Raw genomic sequence first — 19,273 nt, forward strand, 5'->3', positions numbered from 1 at the left:
AAGCATGACCCACCCCTACCGTTTCACCATCGGCGGCGCACAGGTCTCCGGTGAGCAGACCTTCGACGTCGTCAACCCGAGCACCGGCGAGGTGTTCGCCCAGGCGCCCGCCGCCACCGCGGCGCACGTGGACGCGGCCTTCGACGCCGCGCAGCGGGCGTTCCCCGCCTGGGCCGCCGACGCCGCGGCCCGCCGCAAGGCGCTGCACGCCGTCGCCGACGCGACCGAGGCCGCCGTCGACGAGGTCGCGCACGTCCTCTCGCTGGAGAACGGCAAGCCGTTCACCGACTCCCAGTGGGAGATCAAGGCGGCCGCCGCGTGGTTCCGCTACTACGCGGACTTCGAGCTGGCGCCCGAGGAGATCGTCCAGGACGGCTACCGCGCGACGGTCTTCCGGCGGCCCCTCGGCGTCGTCGCGGCGATCAAGCCGTGGAACACGCCGCTCATCCAGTTCGCCTGGCCGGTGGCGCCGGCGCTGCGCGCGGGCAACACCATCGTGCTCAAGCCGTCGCCGTTCACCCCGCTGTCGACGCTGCTGCTCGCCGAGCGCGTCGCCGGCGCGGCCCCGGCCGGGGTGATCAACGTCGTCGCCGGGCCCGACCCGCTGGGCGCCGCGCTCACCGGGCACCCGGTGCCGCGCAAGGTCAGCTTCACCGGCTCCACGGCGACCGGCCGGAAGGTGGCCCAGGCCGCCGCGGCCGACCTGAAGAGGTTCACCCTCGAGCTCGGCGGCAACGACGCGGCCCTGGTGCTGCCCGACGCGGACATCGCGACGGTCGCGCCCGGGGTCTTCTGGGCGGCGTTCATGAACAACGGCCAGATCTGCGGTGCCGTCAAGCGCGTGTACGTGCACGAGAGCAGGCAGGCCGAACTCGTCGAAGCCCTCGCGGACATTGCACGGTCCGTGAAGATCGGCGAGCCGTGGGACGAGGGCGTCCAGCTCGGCCCGGTCTCCACCCGGCCGCAGTTCGAGCGGGTCACCTCCCTGCTGTCCGACGCCCTGGCGAACGGCGCCCGCGCGGCCTCCGGCGGGGCGCCCCTGGACCGGCCCGGCTTCTTCCTCCCTCCGACGATCCTCGACCACGTCGACGACGGCCTGGCCATCGTCGACGAGGAGCAGTTCGGCCCGGTGCTCCCCGTCGTCTCCTACCAGACCGTGGACGACGCGGTGGCCCGCGCCAACAACTCCCCGTACGGCCTGGACGCCTCGGTCTGGGGCGCCGACACCGAACTGGCGACCCGCGTCGCGACCCGGCTGGAGGCCGGCGTCGTCACGGTGAACCAGCACTCGTTCGGCGCCCGCCCCGACCTGCCCTACGGCGGCCACAAGGCCAGTGGCTTCGGCGTCGAGAACGGGCACTGGGGCATCGAGGAGTACACCCAGATCCAGGCCATCGGCAACCCCGAGGCCGCCCCCCGCCCGTCCTCCGACTGACGGGTCCGCTCCACCTGCGAAGGACGACGCGCAGGGACCGTTCCTGAGCACTGTCCCGGGGTGTCCCCCCGGGGTCAGTGTGTCTGTCCCGAACGGTGCTGGACAGACTTGCCCCCCTGCTTTCACACACCCGGTGGAGCAGCGGACCGTGTCCGCCCTCCGATCCGGGCCGGGCGGGGTTCCTCACACCCGGGGTCGTGGTGTCGGGCCTGGGCGGTCCGATGCCCCGCATCATCACTCCGGTGGTGCGGGGGCGGTGCCGTCCGTCGCCGGGCCCCATGGCCTTGGGCGCGCCGTCCGATCACGAGGCTCGCTGCCTCATGTCGGCTGGTCTTGATCTTGCGCGTGCTGGTGGCCTGCTGCCAATACCGCGCTCCCCACCGGCTGGTGTAGGCCGCGTCGACCGCCACCAACGCGATCGCGTGTTCGGCGGCCATCGACACCAGGCGGGCCTTCAACCGGCCCGTCGGGATCCCGTGAACGACCCGGCGCAGACGCCGTCTGCCGTGCCTCTCGCGGGTTTTGACGTCACCGAAGTCGAGATCCTCGATGGCGATTGCCGCGACTTTGAGCACCCGCGCCCAGTGCAGAAGCCGGGTGAGGGCGTGGCGGAGTTGCGCATCACGGTGCGAGGCGCTATCCGATGACGCTCCGCCCACCGCTGTGCGCTGTGGCCAAGCCCGTCACCGCAGCGGACCTTGAGGTCCCGGGATGCGAGGGATCCCAGATGTGCGCCCGGCGCAGCACCTCCTCGTCGGCCGCGGTGAGGTCTTTCAGGCGGGTCCGCACCGACACACCACAAGCCTCCGCAACCAGAAACGGCGCGGCCATCGACCGCAGCGGCATCGACACACCCACAGCAGACGACCCCCTTCACCTGGCCGAAGTCACCGAACGTGACCGATCGAGAACCTACTCCCAGCGCCGGGGCCATGTCCGGGGAATCGGACAACACACAATCCACGCCATGCCGCCGGAACCAGCGGCCACACCCCGACCCGGCGACACGACGACCAGCACCACCGACACCACGCACACGACCTTGTGGACGCTTCCGAACACTCCTGAACACTCAACGGGCAACAGTTCAACACCCCTCGCCCGGGGCCCCTGCGCGTCTCGCGTTCCCGGGCTCAGCCGGTGATGGAGACGTAGCTTCGCTTGAGCTCGGTCTTCATCCGGGCGGCGAAGGGGGAGAGGTCGAGGCCCTTCAGGGAGAAGAAGTAGACGGGGGCGGGCTGGGTGGGGACGTCCACCGGGAGCTGGACCAGGCGGCCGGTGCGGTCGCCGAAGGTGGAGACCATGAGGGCGTCGGACTCGGAGACGATGTCCACGAGCAGGCCGTAGTTGTCGATCTGGAGGCGGGCGGTGAGGAGGTCGTACAGGCGCTCGTCGTCGAGGGTCGGCACGATGCTGCGGTTCCACGCCTCGCCGGCCGCGACGAGGTAGCCCGCGATGTCGTCGAGGTCGACGTGTTCGCGTCCGGCGAGCGGGTGCGCGGGCCTGACCCACAGGCGGGCCGAGGCGGTGCCGAACAGCTCCTGGCGGACGCGCGGGGAGACGCCCCCCGCGGGCTCCTGGCCGACATAGAAGTCGAGGTCGCCGTGCAGGAGCAGCCGCGTCATCTCGGCGGGCGACTCGGTGACCACGCTCACCGCCGACGGCCGTCCGGCGACCGAGATGAGCGAGCCGAGCATCCCCGGCAGCAGCACCGACGCCAGCATCGGCCCCATCCCGACCGCGATCCGCTCCGCGGCGTCCCGCTCCCCCTGCCCGAGCTCCCGCTCGACCTCCGCGGCCCGCCGCAGCAGCTCCTGCGTCCGCCCCAGGATGCGCTGCCCGGCGTCCGTGAGCTGAAGCCCCTTCCGCCCGCGCTCCCGCTCGATCAGCGTCACCCCGTACTGCTTCTCCAGCGCCTGGATGTTCCGCGTCAGCGCCGACTGCGACAGATGCAGCTCCTCCGCCGCCCGCCCGTAACTCCCCGTGCGCACCAGCACCGCGAACTGATGCAACTTGTGCAGGTCCAACATCACCGCAGCGTACCGGCCCGACCGCCCGGTGCGAGCGCCCCGCCGGCCGGGCGGGATCCCGCAGGGCCTGCGCGGACCCGGTCAGCGGTCTGCCGGGTGCTTCGCCGGGGGTCGAGGGCGGGAAGGGCGGCGGGCCCAGGTGGGGGCGTGTTCGGGGAGGAGACCTACGCCTACGAGGTAGGCGGGGACGACGGAGAGGGCCGGGAAACGGGCCACGACGGCGAGGAGCCCGGCGGGTGGGGCGGCCGCCTGGCCGGTGAGGATCGGGGTGATGAGGCGGCGGTGGAGGAGGCGCTGGAGCGCCTGGACGGCGATGGTGGGGGCGAGGCGGCGGCGCTGGACGGAGGCGAGGTCGCGATCGGTGAGCCGGTGCCGGCGGAGGGGGCGGGCGAGACGCGTGGCCGCGGCGACGGCGTCCTGGACGGCGAGGTTGATGCCGACGCCGCCGACGGGGGACATGGCGTGCGCCGCGTCGCCGATGCACAGGAGGCCGGGGATGTGCCAGCGGTGCAGGCGGTTCACCCGGACGTCGAGGTGCTTGACGTCGTCCATGGAGGTGAGCGCGTCGACTTCGGCGCCGGGCAGCAGCGTGGAGATGTCGCGGCGGAAGGCCTCGATGCCGCGGGTGCGCAGGTCGGCGTCGGTGCCCTTGAGGCCGAGGTAGGCGATCTGGAGGTAGCCCTCGCGGGGGATCGGGATGAGGGTCCGGCCGGGGGCGGTGCGGGGGGTGAGGGCGGGCAGGGTCTCGCCCGTGGTCGGGATACGGAACCACCAGGCGTCGATGGGGACGGGGTACTCGCGGACGGTGAGGCCCGCCTCCCGCCGCGCGAGGGACCAGCGGCCGTCGCACGCGACGGTGAGCTCGGCGCGCAGCTCGCCGGGCCCGTCCGGACCCTGGTAGCGGACGCCGGCGACCCGGCCGTCCTCGTGGACGAGCCCGGTGGCCTCGGTGTTCATGCGCAGCGAGAAGGTGGGCTCCTCCCGGGCGGCGTCGGCGAGCAGATCCAGAAGATCCCATTGGGGGACCATCGCGATGTACGGGTGGGCCATCCGCAGCTTGCTGAAGTCGGACAGGACGAGCCGCCTGCCGTCGCTCAGCGGGAACGCCGCCTGGCGGACCTTGCTGTGCGGGAGCGCCGCGAACCGTTCGCCCAGGCCGAGCTCGTCCAGCAGCCGCATGGTGCTGGGGTGGACGGTGTCGCCCCGGAAGTCCCGCAGGAAGTCCCCGTGCTTCTCCAGCACGGTGACCCGCACGCCCGCCCTGGCCAGCAGCAGCCCGAGCACCATCCCGGCCGGCCCCCCGCCGATGATCGCGCAGCCCGTCGTGCTCCCCGTGGCCCCGTCCATTCCCGCCCCCCGGTCGTCGTCGGCTCCCCTGAGGTGGTCGTGCCCCGGATCACCGGGTTTCACCGCATCTCAGCTGGTCGGAGTCGGAGAGGGGGTCGGGGCCAGGGAGAGGCCGGTGTAGATCTCGTCAAGGACGGTGGGGAGCAGGGCGATGGCCGTGGCCTTGCCGTCCAGGGACACGGTCAGGTTCGTCCAGACGACCAGGGTGACGTCGTTGGCCGTGTCGTGGCCGATGAAGGAGTTGAAGCCCGGGAGCTCACCGCCGTGGTAATGCATCGCGGCCTGGGGACCGAACCGCTGGTAGGCGATGCCGTAGCCGTATTTCTGCCCGTCGGGGGCGGCGGGGTCCTCCGGGCGGAGGCCGCCGATCCAGCGGCGCTGGGAGTCGGGATTCAGCACCTTTCCCGTGGTCAGTGCCCGGATCCAGGTGGCGAGGTCGGCGGCCGTGGAGACGGCGCCGCCGGCGGCGGTCGCGTAGGACGGGTTCTGGTGGGTGTAGTCGGTGGGCTGGAGCGTCCCGGCCTCGGCCGCGGCGCGCAGGGCGGCGGGGTACTGCTGGTCGACCAGGGCATAGGAGGTGCCGCCGTACATGTAGCCGTGGGAGTAGGGGGCCGGGAGCGAGGTGTCGGTGGGGGCGGGCAGCGACGTGCGCCGGAGGCCGAGCGGGCGGAGCAGCCGGTCCTCGAACTGCCGGGCCAGGGGGCGTCCCCCGGCCTTCTCGGCGATCAGCCCCAGCAGCACGTAGTTGGTGTTGGAGTAGCCGTAGGACGTGCCGGGCGGGAACTCCGGCGGGTGCCGGAAAGCGAGGTCCAGCATTTCCTGCGGGGTGCGGGGCCTTTTCGGATGGGCGTCCAGGGACTTCGCCAGCGCGGGGGCGTCCGTGTAGTTGTAGAGGCCGCTGCGCATGGTGAGCAGCTGCTCGATCGTGATGTTCCGCCCGTTCGGCGTCTCCGGCACCCACGCCGACACCCGGTCGTCGAGGCGGAGCGCGCCGTCCTGGGCGAGGAGCAGGACCAGCGCCGATGTCAGGGTCTTGGTGTTCGAGGCGATCCGGAACGCGGTGTCCGCCGTCGGCGGCGTGCTCTTGCCTCGTTCGGTGGTGCCGGTCGCGGCGGTGAAGGCCCCCTGCGGGGTGCGCACCAGGACGACGGCCCCGGGCACGCGGAGCGCCTTGGCCGCGGTGTCCACGACGGCCTGGAACGCGGCGGGATCAATGGTCTTCAGTGCCGGGGGCCGGGGCGTCGAATTCCCCGGAACCGCCCTGTCCGGGCCGTTCGGGTGCGGGATCGCGGCAGCCCTGGAATCGACGCAGCCCGCGGTCAGGACGACGGCGCAGAAGGCCGCTCCGGCCCTGCGGCCGGCACGGGAGTTCCGGCACTTCTCCGCCTGGGAGATCCACATGGTGGGCACCACCTGCCTGCCCGGGATCCGAGGCCGCTCTTTCGAGCGATATCAGCCAGACTGCGTGATTCATCACTATTTTAGCAACCCGGCCACTGCCGACCCGCAGGGTGGTGCCGGGCCCGGGATGCGCCCGGGGCTGGAGGGTGAGATATTGCATCAGATGAACGTTCGTCCCGGTGTGACCGGCGTTGCGGTGTGTGGCAGGGGTGTCTGGCATGTCTGATGGGTTCCGCTCGGGCGGGGGGCCGCTCCTGGGCCGGGGCGAGGAGTGCGCGGCTCTGGAGGACCTGCTGCGGGGGGCTCGCGGCGGAGAGAGCCGGGTCCTCGTTCTGCGCGGTGAGGCGGGCGTCGGCAAGTCGGCGCTGCTGGAGCACGTGGTCACGACGGCCGCGGAGTTCAGGGTGGTGACCGCCACCGGCGTCCAGGCCGAGATGGAACTGCCCTTCGCGGCCCTCCACCAGCTCTGCATGCCGCTGCTGCACCTCCTCGACGCCCTGCCGGAGCCGCAGCACGACGCGCTCGGCACGGCGTTCGGGATGCGTTCCGGCCCGGCCCCCGACCAGTTCCTCATCGGCCTCGCCGTGCTCAACCTCCTTGCGCAGGCCGCCGACGAGGGCCCCCTGCTGTGCGTCGTCGACGACGCACAGTGGCTGGACCGCGCCTCCTCGCACGTCCTCGCGTTCGTCGCCCGCCGCCTCCTGGCCGAGCGCGTGGTGTGCCTCTTCGCCGTCCGCGACTCCGGGGCGGCCGAGGTCCTGCCGGGCCTGCCGACGCTGGAGGTGGGCGGCCTGCCCGACGGCGCCGCGCGGATGCTCGTCCGCCGGGTCGTCCCCGGCCCGCTGGACGAGCGGGTGCGCGACCGCATCCTCTTCGAGGCGCGCGGGAACCCGCTCGCGCTGCTGGAGCTGCCCCGCACCGCCTCGCTCGGCGGATATCCGGCCGCGCCGACCGGGCAGTCGCTGGCGGGCCGGCTGGAGGACGGCTTCCAGCGCCGGCTGGGCGGCCTCCCGGCCGACGCCAGGACCGTGCTGCTGCTCGCCGCCGCCGAGCCGCTCGGCGACCCGGCCCTGCTCTGGCGCGCGGCCGCGACGCTCGACGTCGCCGGCACGGTGGTGGACGACGCCGACGAACTCGTCGACTTCGGTGAGCGGGTGCGCTTCCGGCACCCTCTGGTCCGCTCTGCCGTCTACAGCGGGGCCACCGTGCGCGAGCGCAGGCAGGCCCACCGGGCGCTGGCGGAGGCGACCGACGCCGCCACCGACCCGGACCGGCGGGCCTGGCACCGCGCCCACGGCGCCACCCGCCCCGACGAGGACATCGCCGCCGAGCTGGAGCGCTCGGCCGAGCGCGCGCTGGCCCGTGGTGGCCTGGTCGCCGCCGCGGCCTTCCTGGAGCGGGCGGTCGGGCTCACCCCCGACGCCCACCGCCGGGCGGAGCGGGCCTTCGAGGCGGCCCGAGCCAAGTACCTCTCCGGCGCGCCCGAGGCCGCGCTCTCGCTGGTGGCGACGGCCGAGGCCGGCGCCGTGGACGAGCTGCGCGCCGGCCAGGCCGAGACCCTGCGCATCGAGATCGCCATGTCGGCCGGCGAGACCACCGTCGCGCCCGCGCTGCTGCTGGACGCCGCCCGCAGGCTCGCTCCGCTCGACGCCGCGGTGTCCCGTGACATCTACCTCCAGGCCGTCGCCACGGCCAACGTCGTCCTGCCGGACTGGGGCGAGATCAGGCGGATCGCCGAGGCCGCCCTGGCGCAGGCGCCGCCCGCGCCCGACGACCCCCGCATCACCGACCTCTGCCTCGACGCGTCGGTGTTCTACACGCGGGGCATGGCGGAGGCCGCGCCGCTCTGGCGGCGCGTCATCGCCGCGGGCCTGGACGAGACCGTCGACCGCGCCGCCCGGCTCAGGTTCCTGTGGGCCGTCAACTTCGCCGCCCTTCTCCTCTGGGACGACGACGCCTGCCACGAGCTGGCCGAGCTCTGCCTGCGCCTGGTCCGCGCCTCCGGCGCGCACGCCATGCTGCCCGCCGGGCTCACCAACGCGCTGATGCAGGCCCTGTTCGAAGGCGACCTGGCGGAGGCCGCGGCGCTTGACGAGGAGGCGCGCGCGTACGCGGCGGCCGCCGGGAACCGGACCACCGTCGGGGTCCCGACGCAGCTGCGCGGCGACCTCGGCCTCGCGGTGTGGCGGGGGGACCGGAACGAGAGCGAGCACCTCGCGGACACGATCGAGAAGGACGCGACGGCCCGCGGCGTGATCCGGACCGTCGAGGTCTGCAGGTGGGCCAGGTCCGTCCTCTACAACAGCCTCGGCGAGTACGAGAAGGCCCTGGACGCCGTCCCGCGCGGGGCGCTGCCCGACGCGGGGGGCGTCCCCTGGGCGCCGCTCGAACTGATCGAGGCGGCCGTGCGCACCGGCGACCGGGACCTGGCCGCCGAGTGGCTGGCACGGCTCTCCCGCGCCGCTCAGGCGAGCGGCGCGGAGTGGGGGCTCGGGCTGGAGTCCCGCTGCCGGGCGCTGCTCTCCGAGGGCGAGGAGGCAGACCGCCTCTACCGGGAGGCGATCGAGCGGCTCGGCCGGACCCGGATGCGTCCCGACCTCGCCCGCGCCCACCTGCTCTACGGCGAGTGGCTGCGCCGCGAACGCCGCCGCGTCGACGCCCGCGAGCAGCTGCGGACCGCGTTCGAGATGTTCACCGAGATCGGTATGCGGGCCTTCGCCGACAGGGCCGAGCGCGAACTCCTCGCGACGGGCGAGACCGCGCGAAAGCGTACCGTCGAGACCACCGACGAGCTCACCCCGCAGGAGGCGCAGGTCGCCCGGCTCGTCCGGACCGGCCTCACCAACAAGGAGATCGCCGCGCGCCTGTACGTGAGCCCCCGGACCGTCGAGTACCACCTGCGCAAGGTGTTCACCAAGCTCGGCGTCACCTCCCGGCACCAGCTCGAGGGGCTCGGCTGACCCCGGTCCGACCCGCCGCCCGAGAGGCGTGACGATTCTGTCACCGTCGGTGGCTAGGGTGCGGTCATGGGTTCCGGGGGGAGCGCGGTCGGGTTGGTGCTGCATCCGACGCGGCAGGTGGGCGGGTCGGTCGAGACCATCATGGCGTTCGCGCGCGCGAACGCGGTGCGGGTGCTGGTGCGGGAGGGCGATCGGGGGCGGGTGCCGGAGGGGGTCGGGGTCGTCTCGGACGCGGACTTCGTGGCGGGAGTGGACGCCGTCGTCGCGCTGGGCGGAGACGGGACGATGCTCGGCGCGATGCGGCTGCTGATCGACCGGCCGGTGCCGGTGCTGGGCGTCAACCACGGCGACCTCGGGTTCCTGGTCGAGGTGACCCCGGCCGGGCTGCCCTCGGCGCTGGCGCGGCTCACCGAGGGCGATTTCACGATCGAGCGGCACGCCTGCCTGGAGGTCGGGCCGGACGACGCGGCGATCTCGACCCGGTTCGGATTCAACGACGTGGTGCTCGGCAGGCCGGGCCGTGGAGGGGCCGTCTCGCTCGACCTCGCGGTCAACGGCCTCCGGTACGGCTACTACCGGGGCGACGCGGTGGTCGTCTCGACCCCGACCGGCTCCACCGCCTACAACTACGCGGCGGGCGGCCCGGTCCTCTCGCCCTCGTGCGACGCCGTCGTCATCACCCCGGTCGCGCCCATGTCCGGCATCAGCCGCCCCGTGGTGCTCGGCGCACAGGACCGGATCCGCTTCACCGTGGCGGCGGACGGCACCCCCGTCGTGGTCGACGTCGACGGCGTCCCCTCCGGCGAACTCGGCCACGGCGCTCCCCTGACCATCGGGTCCCGCCCGGAGGCCGCCGACGTCGTCCGCCTCTCCACGGCCGAACACGCCGGCCGCAGCAGGATCAAGCTCAGCCTCCTCGACCTCCCCCTGCGCCCCGACCAGCTCCTCGACCTCATTCCGCCGAGCCTCCGCCGCGACGTCGAGTCCCTCCACACCGAGGAGGCCGATCCGACCCCGGACGCCGCCGACCCGCCCACCTGAGGCCCGCCCACGCACCCGGACCGCCCCGGCGAAGACCTGCCTGACCCCGGTGCTCACCGCTGCGGTCTCGGCCTGGGCCGACCGCCGTGCCACCCTCGTTCAGTCGGCCCGGATGGTGATCGCGGTGAGAACGACTCCGAGGATCGAGACGCAGAGCATGGCGCTGTCGTACGGCCGGCTCTGCGGTCCGAGAGGCACGGCCGCTTCGGAGCCTCCCGGAGGGGGCATCCGGCGGTGCTTCCTGGCCCCGCCGTGCGCTGCCCGATGGGGCTGTAGGCGAGGACGATCACCGTGCCCGCCTCGGCTGCTTTGCCCGCGCCGATTCGCCCAGGGGGTCATCGCCGTTCCTTTCTCGATCGAAGGGGACGGGCGCCCGGGTCGTCGGGCGCCCGGCGGGATCGTCGGGTCACGCGCCCTTTGCGGCGAGCGCCAACAGGACGACGAGAAGAATGATCCAGAATGCGGCCGATGAGGAGGGCCCTCGGCGGTGGTGCGCGCGAACGCGGCGTCCGTTGCGCAGGTGTTCTCGAACGTGGGGCATGGTCCGTCCTCTGCTAGGGGGATGCGATGCGTCGCCGAAAATGGGCATGCGAAATCGACGGGTATGTGGATGTGCAATTCCTGGAGGCGGTGTGCGTGATGCAGGCGGAGCATGTGCCACTTGACCGCTCGGCGCCGGCCCTGATGCTTTTCGGGGCTTTGTCGGATATTTCGGAGGAGTCTAGCGGACGCGTGAATGGCCGGATGGGTTTACCTGAATTATCGCTTTTCTGGGATATTGGTCTATCTGGTTGATGATTTCTTCTTAAGCGGTAGTCCGAATGCGTGTGTCGTGGTGATGTCGTGGAGGCGGTGGCGGGTGCGGCGTGGGAGAGGGCTGTCGGGGCGGGGTGCGGGGGTGCGGGGACTCCTGGTCGGGGTGGTTGGTTCTGGCCGGGGGCGGGCGATCTGTGGCGTGAACCAAGTTCCGAGCAAGTAAGTCACAAGTCGCGTATCGGATGCTTTGGGCGTCGGATCGGGGGCGGCGGGCCGCGGAGTGCGGGACCGCGCGTGTGGGTGGCGCCGGAAGGGCGTCGAAGGAGAAGGGGAGAGATGGCGGGGAATGTGAGCGGGCGGTGCGGGGAGCACGCGGTCGTGATCGGGGGGAGCATCGCGGGGCTGCTGGCCGCGCGGGTGCTCAGTGACGGGTTCGCGAAGGTGACGGTGCTGGACCGGGACGGGTTCAGCGGGCGGGACGTGCCCCGTAAGGGGGTGCCGCAGGGGCATCACACGCACGGGCTGCTGGCGAAGGGGCGGGAGATCCTCGAGGAGTTCTTCCCCGGGTTCACCGACGGGCTGGTGAAGGACGGGGCGGTGCTGTGCGACGCGCAGAACGACTGCGTCTGGTACAACGACGGCCTGCGGATGCGGCCGGCGCCGTCGGATCTGCAGGCTCTCGCCGTCGGCAGGCCGATGCTGGAGAACCGGCTGCGGGTCCGGGTCGCGGCGCTGCCGAACGTGGAGATCCGCGCGCGGCACGAGGTGACCGGGCTGCTGCTCGGGGCCCGCGGGGTCGGCGGGGTCAGGGTCGTACCGGTCGGGGGCGGTGCGGAGGCGGAGATCGAGGCCGACCTCGTGGTCAACGCGTCGGGGCGCGGTAACAGGGGAGCGGTCTGGCTGCGGGAGCTCGGGTACGAGCCGCCCGCCGAGGAACGGGTCGACTCCGGGCTCGTCTACGTGACCCGTGAGTTCCGCGGCCACCCCGGGGACGCCGAGGTGACCGCGATCCTGTGCGCGCACTCGACGGCCTCGCCGCTCGGCGGGTTCGCGATCCGTGCCGAGGGAGACCGCTGGCTCATCACGGTGCTCGGCATGGGCGCCGACATCCCGTCGACCGATCCCGCGGAGTTCACCGGGTTCGCCGCGCGGCTGCCCGTGCCCGAGATCCACCGGCTGGCGTCCCGGCTGGAGCCGCTCGGCCCGCCGCGGCTGATGCGGATCCCGACGAGCGTCCGCCGCCGGTATGAGCGGATGCGTGCGTTTCCCGATGGCTATGCCGTGATCGGTGACGCGCTGTGCCAGTTCAACCCGTCCTACGGGCAGGGCATGACGATCGCGGCGTGCGAGGCCGTCGCGCTCCGCGACGCGCTGCGCGGCGGGACGGCCGGGCTCGCCCGCCGGTTCTTCCCCGCCGCGGCGAAGGTCATCGACGTCCCGTGGGACATGGCGGTCGGCGCCGACCTGCGCTTCCCGCACATCGAGGGCGCCCGCACCCCGAAGGTGAAGCTCCTCAACGCCTACGTCGCGCGCATCCACGTCGCCGCGCAGGTCGACCCCGTCGTCGGCAACGCCTTCCTCCAGGTCAGCAACCTGGTGAAGCCGCCGCAGAGCCTGTTCGCCCCGCGCATCCTCGCCCGGGTCCTCCGCCGCCGCCCGGGCCGCACGACCCCGCCGGTCCTCCCGGACGCGGTCCCGGCCGAAGCGCTCCTCGCCCACACGGCCGAGGCGGGCTGACGAAGACCGCGGCGCCCGCCCCTGCAGAGAGGGGTGGGCGCCGCGCCGCGCCGGTCCGCCTGGTCGAGGCGGGTCGACGACGATCGTGGCGCCCGCTCCGTTCCGATGGGGCGGGCGCCACGGCCTCGGTCCGCCTGGTCGAGGCGGCCGACGATCATGGTGGCGGTCAGCAGGCGGTGGGGTCGGTGGCGGTGCCTTCGGCGCAGGCCGCGGCGAGCAGGGTCGCGCGGAGGTCGGCGAGGGTGGGCGCGTCGGTCGGCTCGGTGACGGGGGCCGCGGTGGGGGACGGGGCGGTCGGCTCCTCGTCCTCGGTGAGGGGGACGGAGGTGGCCCAATCGGTGGGCTTGGTCGTCTTGGTGGGGGTGGGGCAGATGCCGTCGTCGTCGCAGGTGGCCGTGGTCGCGGGCTCGTCGATGACGCCCACCTCGTCCTCGGGGACCGCGGCGTAGCCGAGCAGGTCGCCGGCGCGCGCGGGGTCCATCAGCGGGGCGATCACCGGGCTGCCCACGGACTCCGCGACGAACAGGCCCTCACCGATCGGCACGTGGACCGTCCCGGCGTAGGCCAGCAGGGTCGGGTCGGTGATGGGCCGCCCGACGAGCGCCTGTCGTTCGGCGAGGTTGTGCACGTACATGAGCCCGGTGCCCGCGGTGCCGATCGAGTCCTTCAGTTCGGCGAGCGTCACGGTGGCGGGGTGCTCGATCTGGAGCCGGATCCTGCCGTCGGTGTAGCCCCGGCCGAGTTCACCCGCCAGGACCGCGTCCACCCGGACGACCAGGGACGCGTACCGCATGGCGGCGTCCTCGCTGTCGTAGGGCACGACGGTGACGGTGCTCTCGGCGTCGTCGGAGGCGAAGGCGATGCCGGGCTCGATGTCCTCGATCGTGCCCTGGATGAGCGCCTCGGCGGCCTTGAACGCGCCGGAGTCGGCGGCGCCAGGGGTGATGTCGGCGACGGAGTCGAACAGGTAGTCGCCGTCGTTGACGCCGGCGCCGTAGCGGATCTTCGCCCAGAACGGGCGGTCGGGCGCGCCGGAGGTGAGGGCCTGGCCCGTCAGCGCGCCGACGGTGACCGCGGCGATCAGGGCGAACGCGAGGAGAAGACGCCTGGTCATGGTCACCACGCTCCGTTCACGTGGCCGCGGTCGTGGCTGCTGTAGACCTTCGTGCTCGACGCCTGCTTCATGCAGGAGGTCAGGCCGGTGTGGCCGAGGCCGATGGCGTGCCCGACCTCGTGGCAGGCGGTGTGCTGCCGCTTGGCCACGGTCGTCATGTCGGCGAGGTCGAAGCGGATCTCCGCCCGGTCGCACAGATATTCGCCGCCCACCTGGGCGAGCACCCGGACGCACTTGGTGGACGCCGTGATGTTGACGCCGGTGCTGGAGCCGTCCCAGTCCTTGCCCCAGTAGTCGGTGTAGTAGGCGTCGAACATGACGATGTCGGTGTGGGTGCCGGCGGGGCTGTCGTAGCCGCCGATCCTCAGGTCGGTCTGGTAGTCCAGGTTGGCCATGCCGTAGTCGGCCCCGGTGATCATGGCGCTGGTGAGCGTCGACCCGTTCCAGTAGACGTCGCGGTTGTCGGTCTTGGGACAGCACCAGGTCGGGTGCCAGGCGTAGAAGCCGAACGTGTTGGCACTGGCGGGCAAGGCCGCCGTCAGCGCCGCCGACACCATCGCCACAAGGACGAGCAGCACGGCAAGGGGGGAGGTGCGCATGAACGATCAAGCTAGATCGCCACCGCACCCCCCTCAAGATCACGATCATGAACGCTCGGCGAACCCCGCATGAACCGGGCACCGCACCCGGTCAGTCCGGGAGCCAGTTGCCGTGGAAGCCGGTGGGGACGCGGACGGGGAGGTGGACCGCGGCGACGGTGTCGAGGGTCTCGGCGTCGAGGACGGCGAGGTCGGTGCTGCCTTCGGCCAGGTGGGAGACGAGGCCCATGAGGTGGCCGTGGCCTTCGGGGGAGTCGGGGGCGGCGGGCTCGAAGACGAACTCGCCGATGGCGGTGCCGGGGCCGAAGGAGCGGGTCCGGGCGGTGGCCGCGGCGAGGTCGTGCTTGATGAGGGTGTGGCTGACGGGGGCGGGGCCGGAGGCGATCTGGACGGTGTAGCCGTAGCGGTGGCGGCGGCCGAGGAAGCGTTCGTCGACACGGGGGAAGTCCTGGGAGCGGTCGTCGAGGAGCGCGCGGGTGAGGCGCCCGGTGCGCAGGTCGGCGGTCCAGCGTTCGAGGGTGGTGGTGACCTCGCCGATCGAGGCGTCGTCGTTGTCGAAGATCTTCGGCATGCGGGCGACGTCGAGGACGACCGCGTCGCCGTCCTCGTAGGCGTTCAGGGGGTGCATGACGTAGCAGGCGTCGATGTCGAACCAGCGGACGTCGGCGTTGCCGCCTTCGCGGGGCATGATGCCGACACGGGCCCGGTAGCCGTGTTTCCAGCTGTAGGGCATCGCCGCCGCCTTGGCCGTCTTCGCCGCGGCGGCGACGGGGTCGGGGACCGTGATCCCGCCGAGCGCCGCGCCCGCGACCAGCCTCGCCTCGTCCGACAGCGGCACCGGCGCCCGGACGCGCTTGGGCGGCATGACCCGGTCGAGGTCGAACGTGACGGGCAGATCGTAGATCACGACGAAGTTCTCGGTGAGGGAGAAGTCGTGCATCATCGTGCTGCCGCCGACCTCGATGTCGACGGTCCGGCGCGCCCGTCCGTCCGTCCCGATCACCGAGTACTGGACCTCGCTGCCGCGCGCGAACGAGTACGACACCGCGTGCAGTTCGCCCGTGGCCGGATCCCGCTTGGGGTGCGCGGTGTAGCCGCCGGTGATGGTCCCGCCGAAGTCGCAGGCCCCGACGGTGTCGAGCTCGTAGCCGAGTTCCATGTTGGCGATGCCGCCCTCGGTGAGCGCCAGCGTCCGTCCCGCGTGCGCGAGGACGTTGGTGTTCGGCGCCACCAGGTCCATTCCGGCGGGCCCTGACGAGGGCCGCGCGCCCTCGCCCAGCTTCCGGGCCGCGGCGGGGCCGCGCACCCACCGGTTGCGGTACCACTCGGCCCGCCCCTCCCGCAGCCTGATCCCGTGCACCATCGCGTCGCCACCGAACCAGTGGTAGACGTCGGGGTCCACTTCCCCGATCGGGTTCGGCCCGTTGCGCAGGTACCGCCCGTTGAGGCTCTCCGGCAAAACGCCGGTGACCTTCAGGTCGGTGAGCGTCAGCTCCTCGGATACCGGGGCGTGCGGGCCCTCCAGGTAGGGGTGTGCCATGGATGCCTCTTCTCCTCGACGAACCAGCCCGACGGTCGCACACGGAGGCCGTCCACGCCAGGGTCGAGGGGGCGGAGCGGCCGGCGGGCCGCTCCGCCCCGGTGCGCCGGGCTAGAACAGGTCGTACTGGGTCTGCGGGTTCAGCTGCCGGTACTCGTAGCGGTCGGCGTGCTTGGTGAGGGGATCGGTGACGTCCAGGACGTCGAAGCCCTTCTGGATGTCGTTGGAGAAGATGTGGCCGTTGTAGTAGTAGGCGGACCAGGAGCCGCCGAGGACGAGGGAGGTCGCCGACAGGGGGCCGCGTTCGAAGTAGGCGAGCTCCTTCGGCTTGCGGGAGTTCGTGAAGTCCCAGACGGAGATGCCGCCCTGGTACCAGGCCTGGACCATGATGTCGCGGCCCTTGACCGGGATCAGGTTGCCGTTGTGCGCGACGCAGTTCTCGGTGTCGGCGTTGGCGCGCGGGATCTTGAAGTAGCTGCGGAAGACGAGCTTGCGCCTGTCGCCCTTGCCGACGATGTCGTAGATGGCGTCGGCGCCCTTGGACGATCCGATCGTCTCGTTGCAGGTGGCCGTGCCGCCGCCGCCCAGTTCGTCGGTGAAGACGACCTTGTCGGCCTTGTTGTTGAACGTCGCCGAGTGCCAGAACGAGAAGTTCACGTCGTCGCGGACCGCGGTGATGAGCCGCGGATACTCCCGGTCGGAGATGTCGAACAGCGCGCCGTCGCCCATGCAGGCGCCGGCCATCAGGTCCTTGTCCGGGTAGACGGTCAGGTCGTGGCAGCCGGTGGTCGCGTAGGTGGTCTCGGGGTAGGCGAGGCCGTCGCCGGGGTTGCCGCCGTCGCTGAACAGGACGGGTTCGGCGACCAGCGCCGCCGCCGTCGGGTCCTTGACCGGCACCTTGATCACGGAGATCTTGTCGTGCGGGTACGTGCAGTCCGCGCCGACGCTCGCCGCGCTCGTCAGGTAGGACGAGACGTACAGGTAGACGGTCTTCCTGCTCTTGGACGGCACGAGGGTGTGGGTGTGGGACCCGCACTTGGTCTCGACCGACTTGACGTACCGCGGGTTCGCCGGATCGCTGATGTCGAAGATCTTGATGCCCTCCCAGGCCGTCGGGTCGGTGACGGGCTTGGCGACGCTCTGGCACGAGTCGTCGCTGCGGGAGGAGTCGGTCGATAGGAACAGCAGGTTCCCGGTGACGGAGATGTCGTTCTGCGATCCGGGGCAGAGGACCTGGCTGACGATCGTCGGCGCGGCGGCCTTGTCGATGTCGTACACCGTGAAGCCGTTGTAGTTGCCGGCGAAGGCCAGGTCGCCCTTGAAGGCGAGGTCGGAGTTGTAGGCGGTGGGCGAGGCGAACGCCCCCTGCTTGGGGAGGTTCGCGAGGTGCTTGAGGTCGGGGCTCGACACGGCCTCGTCGACGCCCGGGATGACCGGGTCGGCGGACGCGGGGGCGCCGCCGAGGACGAGGGCGAGCGCGGCGAGCAGGGCGGTCACGAGGGAGAAGGTCGGTCTGTGCAGGACTCTGGAGGCCATACGGGAGCTCCTTTGCGGACACTGATCGATCGCCGTGAGTATCGCCCGGATTCCGTTATGGAGATAAGTCCGAACACCCTTGTGATGATGTTGATATGACCAGATATGTCGTCTTGGCGCCGCAGGTTGTTACCTTCGCGTCTCAGAGGGACGGAAGGGAGTGCGTCGAATGGGTGTGCCGAAACGCGGTGCCGGTGCCCTTGCCGTCGCGGGCTTGACGGCCGCGCTGCTCACCGGGTGCGGTGGTGGCGAGGACCCGGTCCCGGGTCCCACCGCGACGATGCTGGCCCCGGGCCGTCCCGGCGAGCCGAACGCGACGGTCACCGCGGGCCCGACCGCCGACCCCGCGCCCGCGGAGGCCGACGTGACCTTCATGCGCATGATGATCGTCCACCACGGCCAGGCGATCGAGATGTCCGAGCTCGCCCCCGGCCGCGCCGCGGACCCTCGCGTGAAGTCCCTGGCGTCCCGGATCAGCGCCGCCCAGACCGGCGAGATCACCCTCATGCGCGACTGGCTCCGCCGCCACAAGAAGCTCCCCGCCACCGACCACGACCACCACGCCATGCCCGGGATGATCACCCCCGGCGAGCTGGCCGCGCTCAAGGCGGCCCGCGCCACCGAGTTCGACCGCCGCTACCTCACCCTCATGATCAAGCACCACGAGGGCGCCCTCACCATGGCCGACACGGTCCTCGCCGGGGGCACCGACACCGTCGCCCTCCAGCTGGCCAAGGACGTCAACACCACCCAGCAGGCCGAGATCAACCGCATGCGCGCCCTGCTCTAGGCCGCGCCGACGGCCGCGCGGTGCTCGGCCGGGGTCAGCCCGCGGACGCGTTTGAAGGCGGTGCTGAGCGCGAAAGCCGTGCCGTAGCCGACCCGCCGGGCGATGGCGTCGAGGGTGAGGGACGGGTCGGCGAGGAGGTCGGCGGCCAGGTTCAGGCGGTGCCGGGTCAGATGGGCCATGGGGGACGCGCCCACGAGCGCGGTGAAGCGGCGGGTCAGCGTGGAGCGGGAGACCGACAGGCCGGCGGCCAGGGCGTCGACCGTCCACGGGTGCGCGGGATTGTGCTCGAGCAGGCGCAGCGCCCGGCCCACGAGCGGGTCGGACTGCGCGCGGTACCAGCCGGGCGGGTCGCCGTCGGGACGGGTGAGCCAGGCACGCAGCAGGGTGACGGTGAGCAGGTCGAGGAGGCGGTCCAGGACGGCGGACTGGCCCGGCGCGTCGGTGGTGATCTCCGCGGTGAGCGCGGTGATCAGGGGCTCCCGGGCGGTGTCGGCGGGGAGCACCAGGAGCGGCGGCAGCGCGTCGAGGAGGTCCCGGGCGGTCTCCGCGGCCGTCTCGTAGGTGCCGGTGAGCATGACCGTCCGGCCGTCGGGGCTGTTCCCCCAGGTCCGCACGCCCTGGGACATCCGCTCCTCGAGCCGGGTTCCGTCCAGGGAGGCGCAGACCTGTCCGGGGCCGATGGAGATCTGCGCGGGGGTGCCCGGAGCGTCCGCCACGGTGTACGGGGAGGGGCCCCGGGCCAGCGCGACCGCGCCCGGTGTCAGCTCCACCGGCGCACCGGACGCGGGCGTGAGCCAGGCGGTGCCGCGGGCGAGGACCACGACGGTCAACGGCGCGCCGTCCTCGATCAGCATCGACCACGGCGGGTCCATGAGCGAGCGCAGCAGGAACGCGCCGCGGGCGCGCTGGGCGTTCAGCAGGGCGGCGAGAGCGTCCATGCCAGGACGGTAGCGCGTGATCCGCACACGTATGCCGCTGCGCCTCCGG

General features: G+C 72.4%; 13 protein-coding genes. 5 read left to right on the forward strand and 8 right to left on the reverse strand.

Annotated elements, in window-relative coordinates; all coding sequences use genetic code 11:
• The first annotated feature begins 4 nt into the window (after positions 1-4).
• Positions 5-1,435, forward strand: a complete 1,431-nt coding sequence (locus EDD29_RS15825) for an aldehyde dehydrogenase family protein (RefSeq protein WP_123665147.1) — start codon at positions 5-7, stop codon at positions 1,433-1,435.
• A 1,133-nt stretch (positions 1,436-2,568) separates the two neighbouring features.
• Here the strand turns inward: EDD29_RS15825 and EDD29_RS15835 are convergent.
• From EDD29_RS15835 to EDD29_RS15845, 3 genes are all read right to left on the reverse strand, one after another.
• Complete coding sequence (locus EDD29_RS15835; protein WP_123665148.1) at positions 2,569-3,465, reverse strand: LysR family transcriptional regulator; 897 nt, start codon at positions 3,463-3,465, stop codon at positions 2,569-2,571.
• 81 nt (positions 3,466-3,546) lie between these two features.
• On the reverse strand, positions 3,547-4,812 hold the full coding sequence (locus EDD29_RS15840) for an FAD-dependent oxidoreductase (RefSeq protein ID WP_123665149.1): 1,266 nt from the start codon (positions 4,810-4,812) through the stop codon (positions 3,547-3,549).
• A 69-nt stretch (positions 4,813-4,881) separates the two neighbouring features.
• The gene (locus EDD29_RS15845; RefSeq protein WP_123665150.1) at positions 4,882-6,213 is read right to left on the reverse strand and encodes a serine hydrolase domain-containing protein; all 1,332 of its coding nucleotides are present in this window, start codon (positions 6,211-6,213) and stop codon (positions 4,882-4,884) included.
• Positions 6,214-6,431: 218 nt separating this feature from the next.
• Here EDD29_RS15845 and EDD29_RS15850 point away from each other — a divergent pair, with 218 nt between their 5' ends.
• From EDD29_RS15850 to EDD29_RS15860, 3 genes are all read left to right on the forward strand, one after another.
• Positions 6,432-9,173, forward strand: a complete 2,742-nt coding sequence (locus EDD29_RS15850; RefSeq protein WP_123665151.1) for an ATP-binding protein — start codon at positions 6,432-6,434, stop codon at positions 9,171-9,173.
• 66 nt (positions 9,174-9,239) lie between these two features.
• Positions 9,240-10,214, forward strand: coding sequence for an NAD(+)/NADH kinase (locus tag EDD29_RS15855; RefSeq protein ID WP_123665152.1), 975 nt, complete (start codon positions 9,240-9,242; stop codon positions 10,212-10,214).
• A 1,092-nt stretch (positions 10,215-11,306) separates the two neighbouring features.
• Positions 11,307-12,707, forward strand: coding sequence for an NAD(P)/FAD-dependent oxidoreductase (locus EDD29_RS15860; protein ID WP_123665153.1), 1,401 nt, complete (start codon positions 11,307-11,309; stop codon positions 12,705-12,707).
• A gap of 166 nt (positions 12,708-12,873) precedes the next feature.
• Here the strand turns inward: EDD29_RS15860 and EDD29_RS15865 are convergent, their stop codons facing one another.
• The 4 genes from EDD29_RS15865 to EDD29_RS15880 form a co-directional block, all read right to left on the reverse strand.
• On the reverse strand, positions 12,874-13,821 hold the full coding sequence (locus tag EDD29_RS15865; RefSeq protein WP_123665154.1) for a hypothetical protein: 948 nt from the start codon (positions 13,819-13,821) through the stop codon (positions 12,874-12,876).
• 2 nt (positions 13,822-13,823) lie between these two features.
• Positions 13,824-14,420: a hypothetical protein gene (locus tag EDD29_RS15870; RefSeq protein WP_123665155.1), complete on the reverse strand. Its 597-nt coding sequence runs from the start codon at positions 14,418-14,420 to the stop codon at positions 13,824-13,826.
• Positions 14,421-14,511: 91 nt separating this feature from the next.
• Positions 14,512-15,960, reverse strand: coding sequence for a carotenoid oxygenase family protein (locus EDD29_RS15875; protein ID WP_123665156.1), 1,449 nt, complete (start codon positions 15,958-15,960; stop codon positions 14,512-14,514).
• Positions 15,961-16,071: 111 nt separating this feature from the next.
• On the reverse strand, positions 16,072-17,496 hold the full coding sequence (locus tag EDD29_RS15880; protein WP_123665157.1) for an LVIVD repeat-containing protein: 1,425 nt from the start codon (positions 17,494-17,496) through the stop codon (positions 16,072-16,074).
• A 169-nt stretch (positions 17,497-17,665) separates the two neighbouring features.
• On the opposite strand from EDD29_RS15880, the gene EDD29_RS15885 reads away from it, so the two are divergent.
• A complete protein-coding gene (locus tag EDD29_RS15885; RefSeq protein WP_123665158.1) occupies positions 17,666-18,286 on the forward strand; it encodes a DUF305 domain-containing protein in 621 nt (206 codons plus the stop codon).
• Here EDD29_RS15885 and EDD29_RS15890 read toward each other — a convergent pair.
• Positions 18,283-19,224, reverse strand: coding sequence for an AraC family transcriptional regulator (locus EDD29_RS15890; protein ID WP_123665159.1), 942 nt, complete (start codon positions 19,222-19,224; stop codon positions 18,283-18,285). The genes EDD29_RS15885 and EDD29_RS15890 overlap by 4 nt on opposite strands.
• Positions 19,225-19,273: the final 49 nt, after the last annotated feature.

The organism is Actinocorallia herbida (assembly GCF_003751225.1).
GTDB lineage: Bacteria > Actinomycetota > Actinomycetes > Streptosporangiales > Streptosporangiaceae > Actinocorallia > Actinocorallia herbida.

Coding starts and splice junctions, on each gene's coding strand:
- EDD29_RS15865 (WP_123665154.1), bottom strand. CDS start 13,821: ATGACCAGGCGTCTTCTCCTCGCGTTCGCCCTGATCGCCGCGGTCACC.
- EDD29_RS15880 (WP_123665157.1), bottom strand. CDS start 17,496: ATGGCCTCCAGAGTCCTGCACAGACCGACCTTCTCCCTCGTGACCGCC.
- EDD29_RS15870 (WP_123665155.1), bottom strand. CDS start 14,420: ATGCGCACCTCCCCCCTTGCCGTGCTGCTCGTCCTTGTGGCGATGGTG.
- EDD29_RS15835 (WP_123665148.1), bottom strand. CDS start 3,465: ATGTTGGACCTGCACAAGTTGCATCAGTTCGCGGTGCTGGTGCGCACG.
- EDD29_RS15875 (WP_123665156.1), bottom strand. CDS start 15,960: ATGGCACACCCCTACCTGGAGGGCCCGCACGCCCCGGTATCCGAGGAG.
- EDD29_RS15845 (WP_123665150.1), bottom strand. CDS start 6,213: ATGTGGATCTCCCAGGCGGAGAAGTGCCGGAACTCCCGTGCCGGCCGC.
- EDD29_RS15860 (WP_123665153.1), top strand. CDS start 11,307: ATGGCGGGGAATGTGAGCGGGCGGTGCGGGGAGCACGCGGTCGTGATC.
- EDD29_RS15885 (WP_123665158.1), top strand. CDS start 17,666: ATGGGTGTGCCGAAACGCGGTGCCGGTGCCCTTGCCGTCGCGGGCTTG.
- EDD29_RS15850 (WP_123665151.1), top strand. CDS start 6,432: ATGTCTGATGGGTTCCGCTCGGGCGGGGGGCCGCTCCTGGGCCGGGGC.
- EDD29_RS15840 (WP_123665149.1), bottom strand. CDS start 4,812: ATGGACGGGGCCACGGGGAGCACGACGGGCTGCGCGATCATCGGCGGG.
- EDD29_RS15825 (WP_123665147.1), top strand. CDS start 5: ATGACCCACCCCTACCGTTTCACCATCGGCGGCGCACAGGTCTCCGGT.
- EDD29_RS15890 (WP_123665159.1), bottom strand. CDS start 19,224: ATGGACGCTCTCGCCGCCCTGCTGAACGCCCAGCGCGCCCGCGGCGCG.
- EDD29_RS15855 (WP_123665152.1), top strand. CDS start 9,240: ATGGGTTCCGGGGGGAGCGCGGTCGGGTTGGTGCTGCATCCGACGCGG.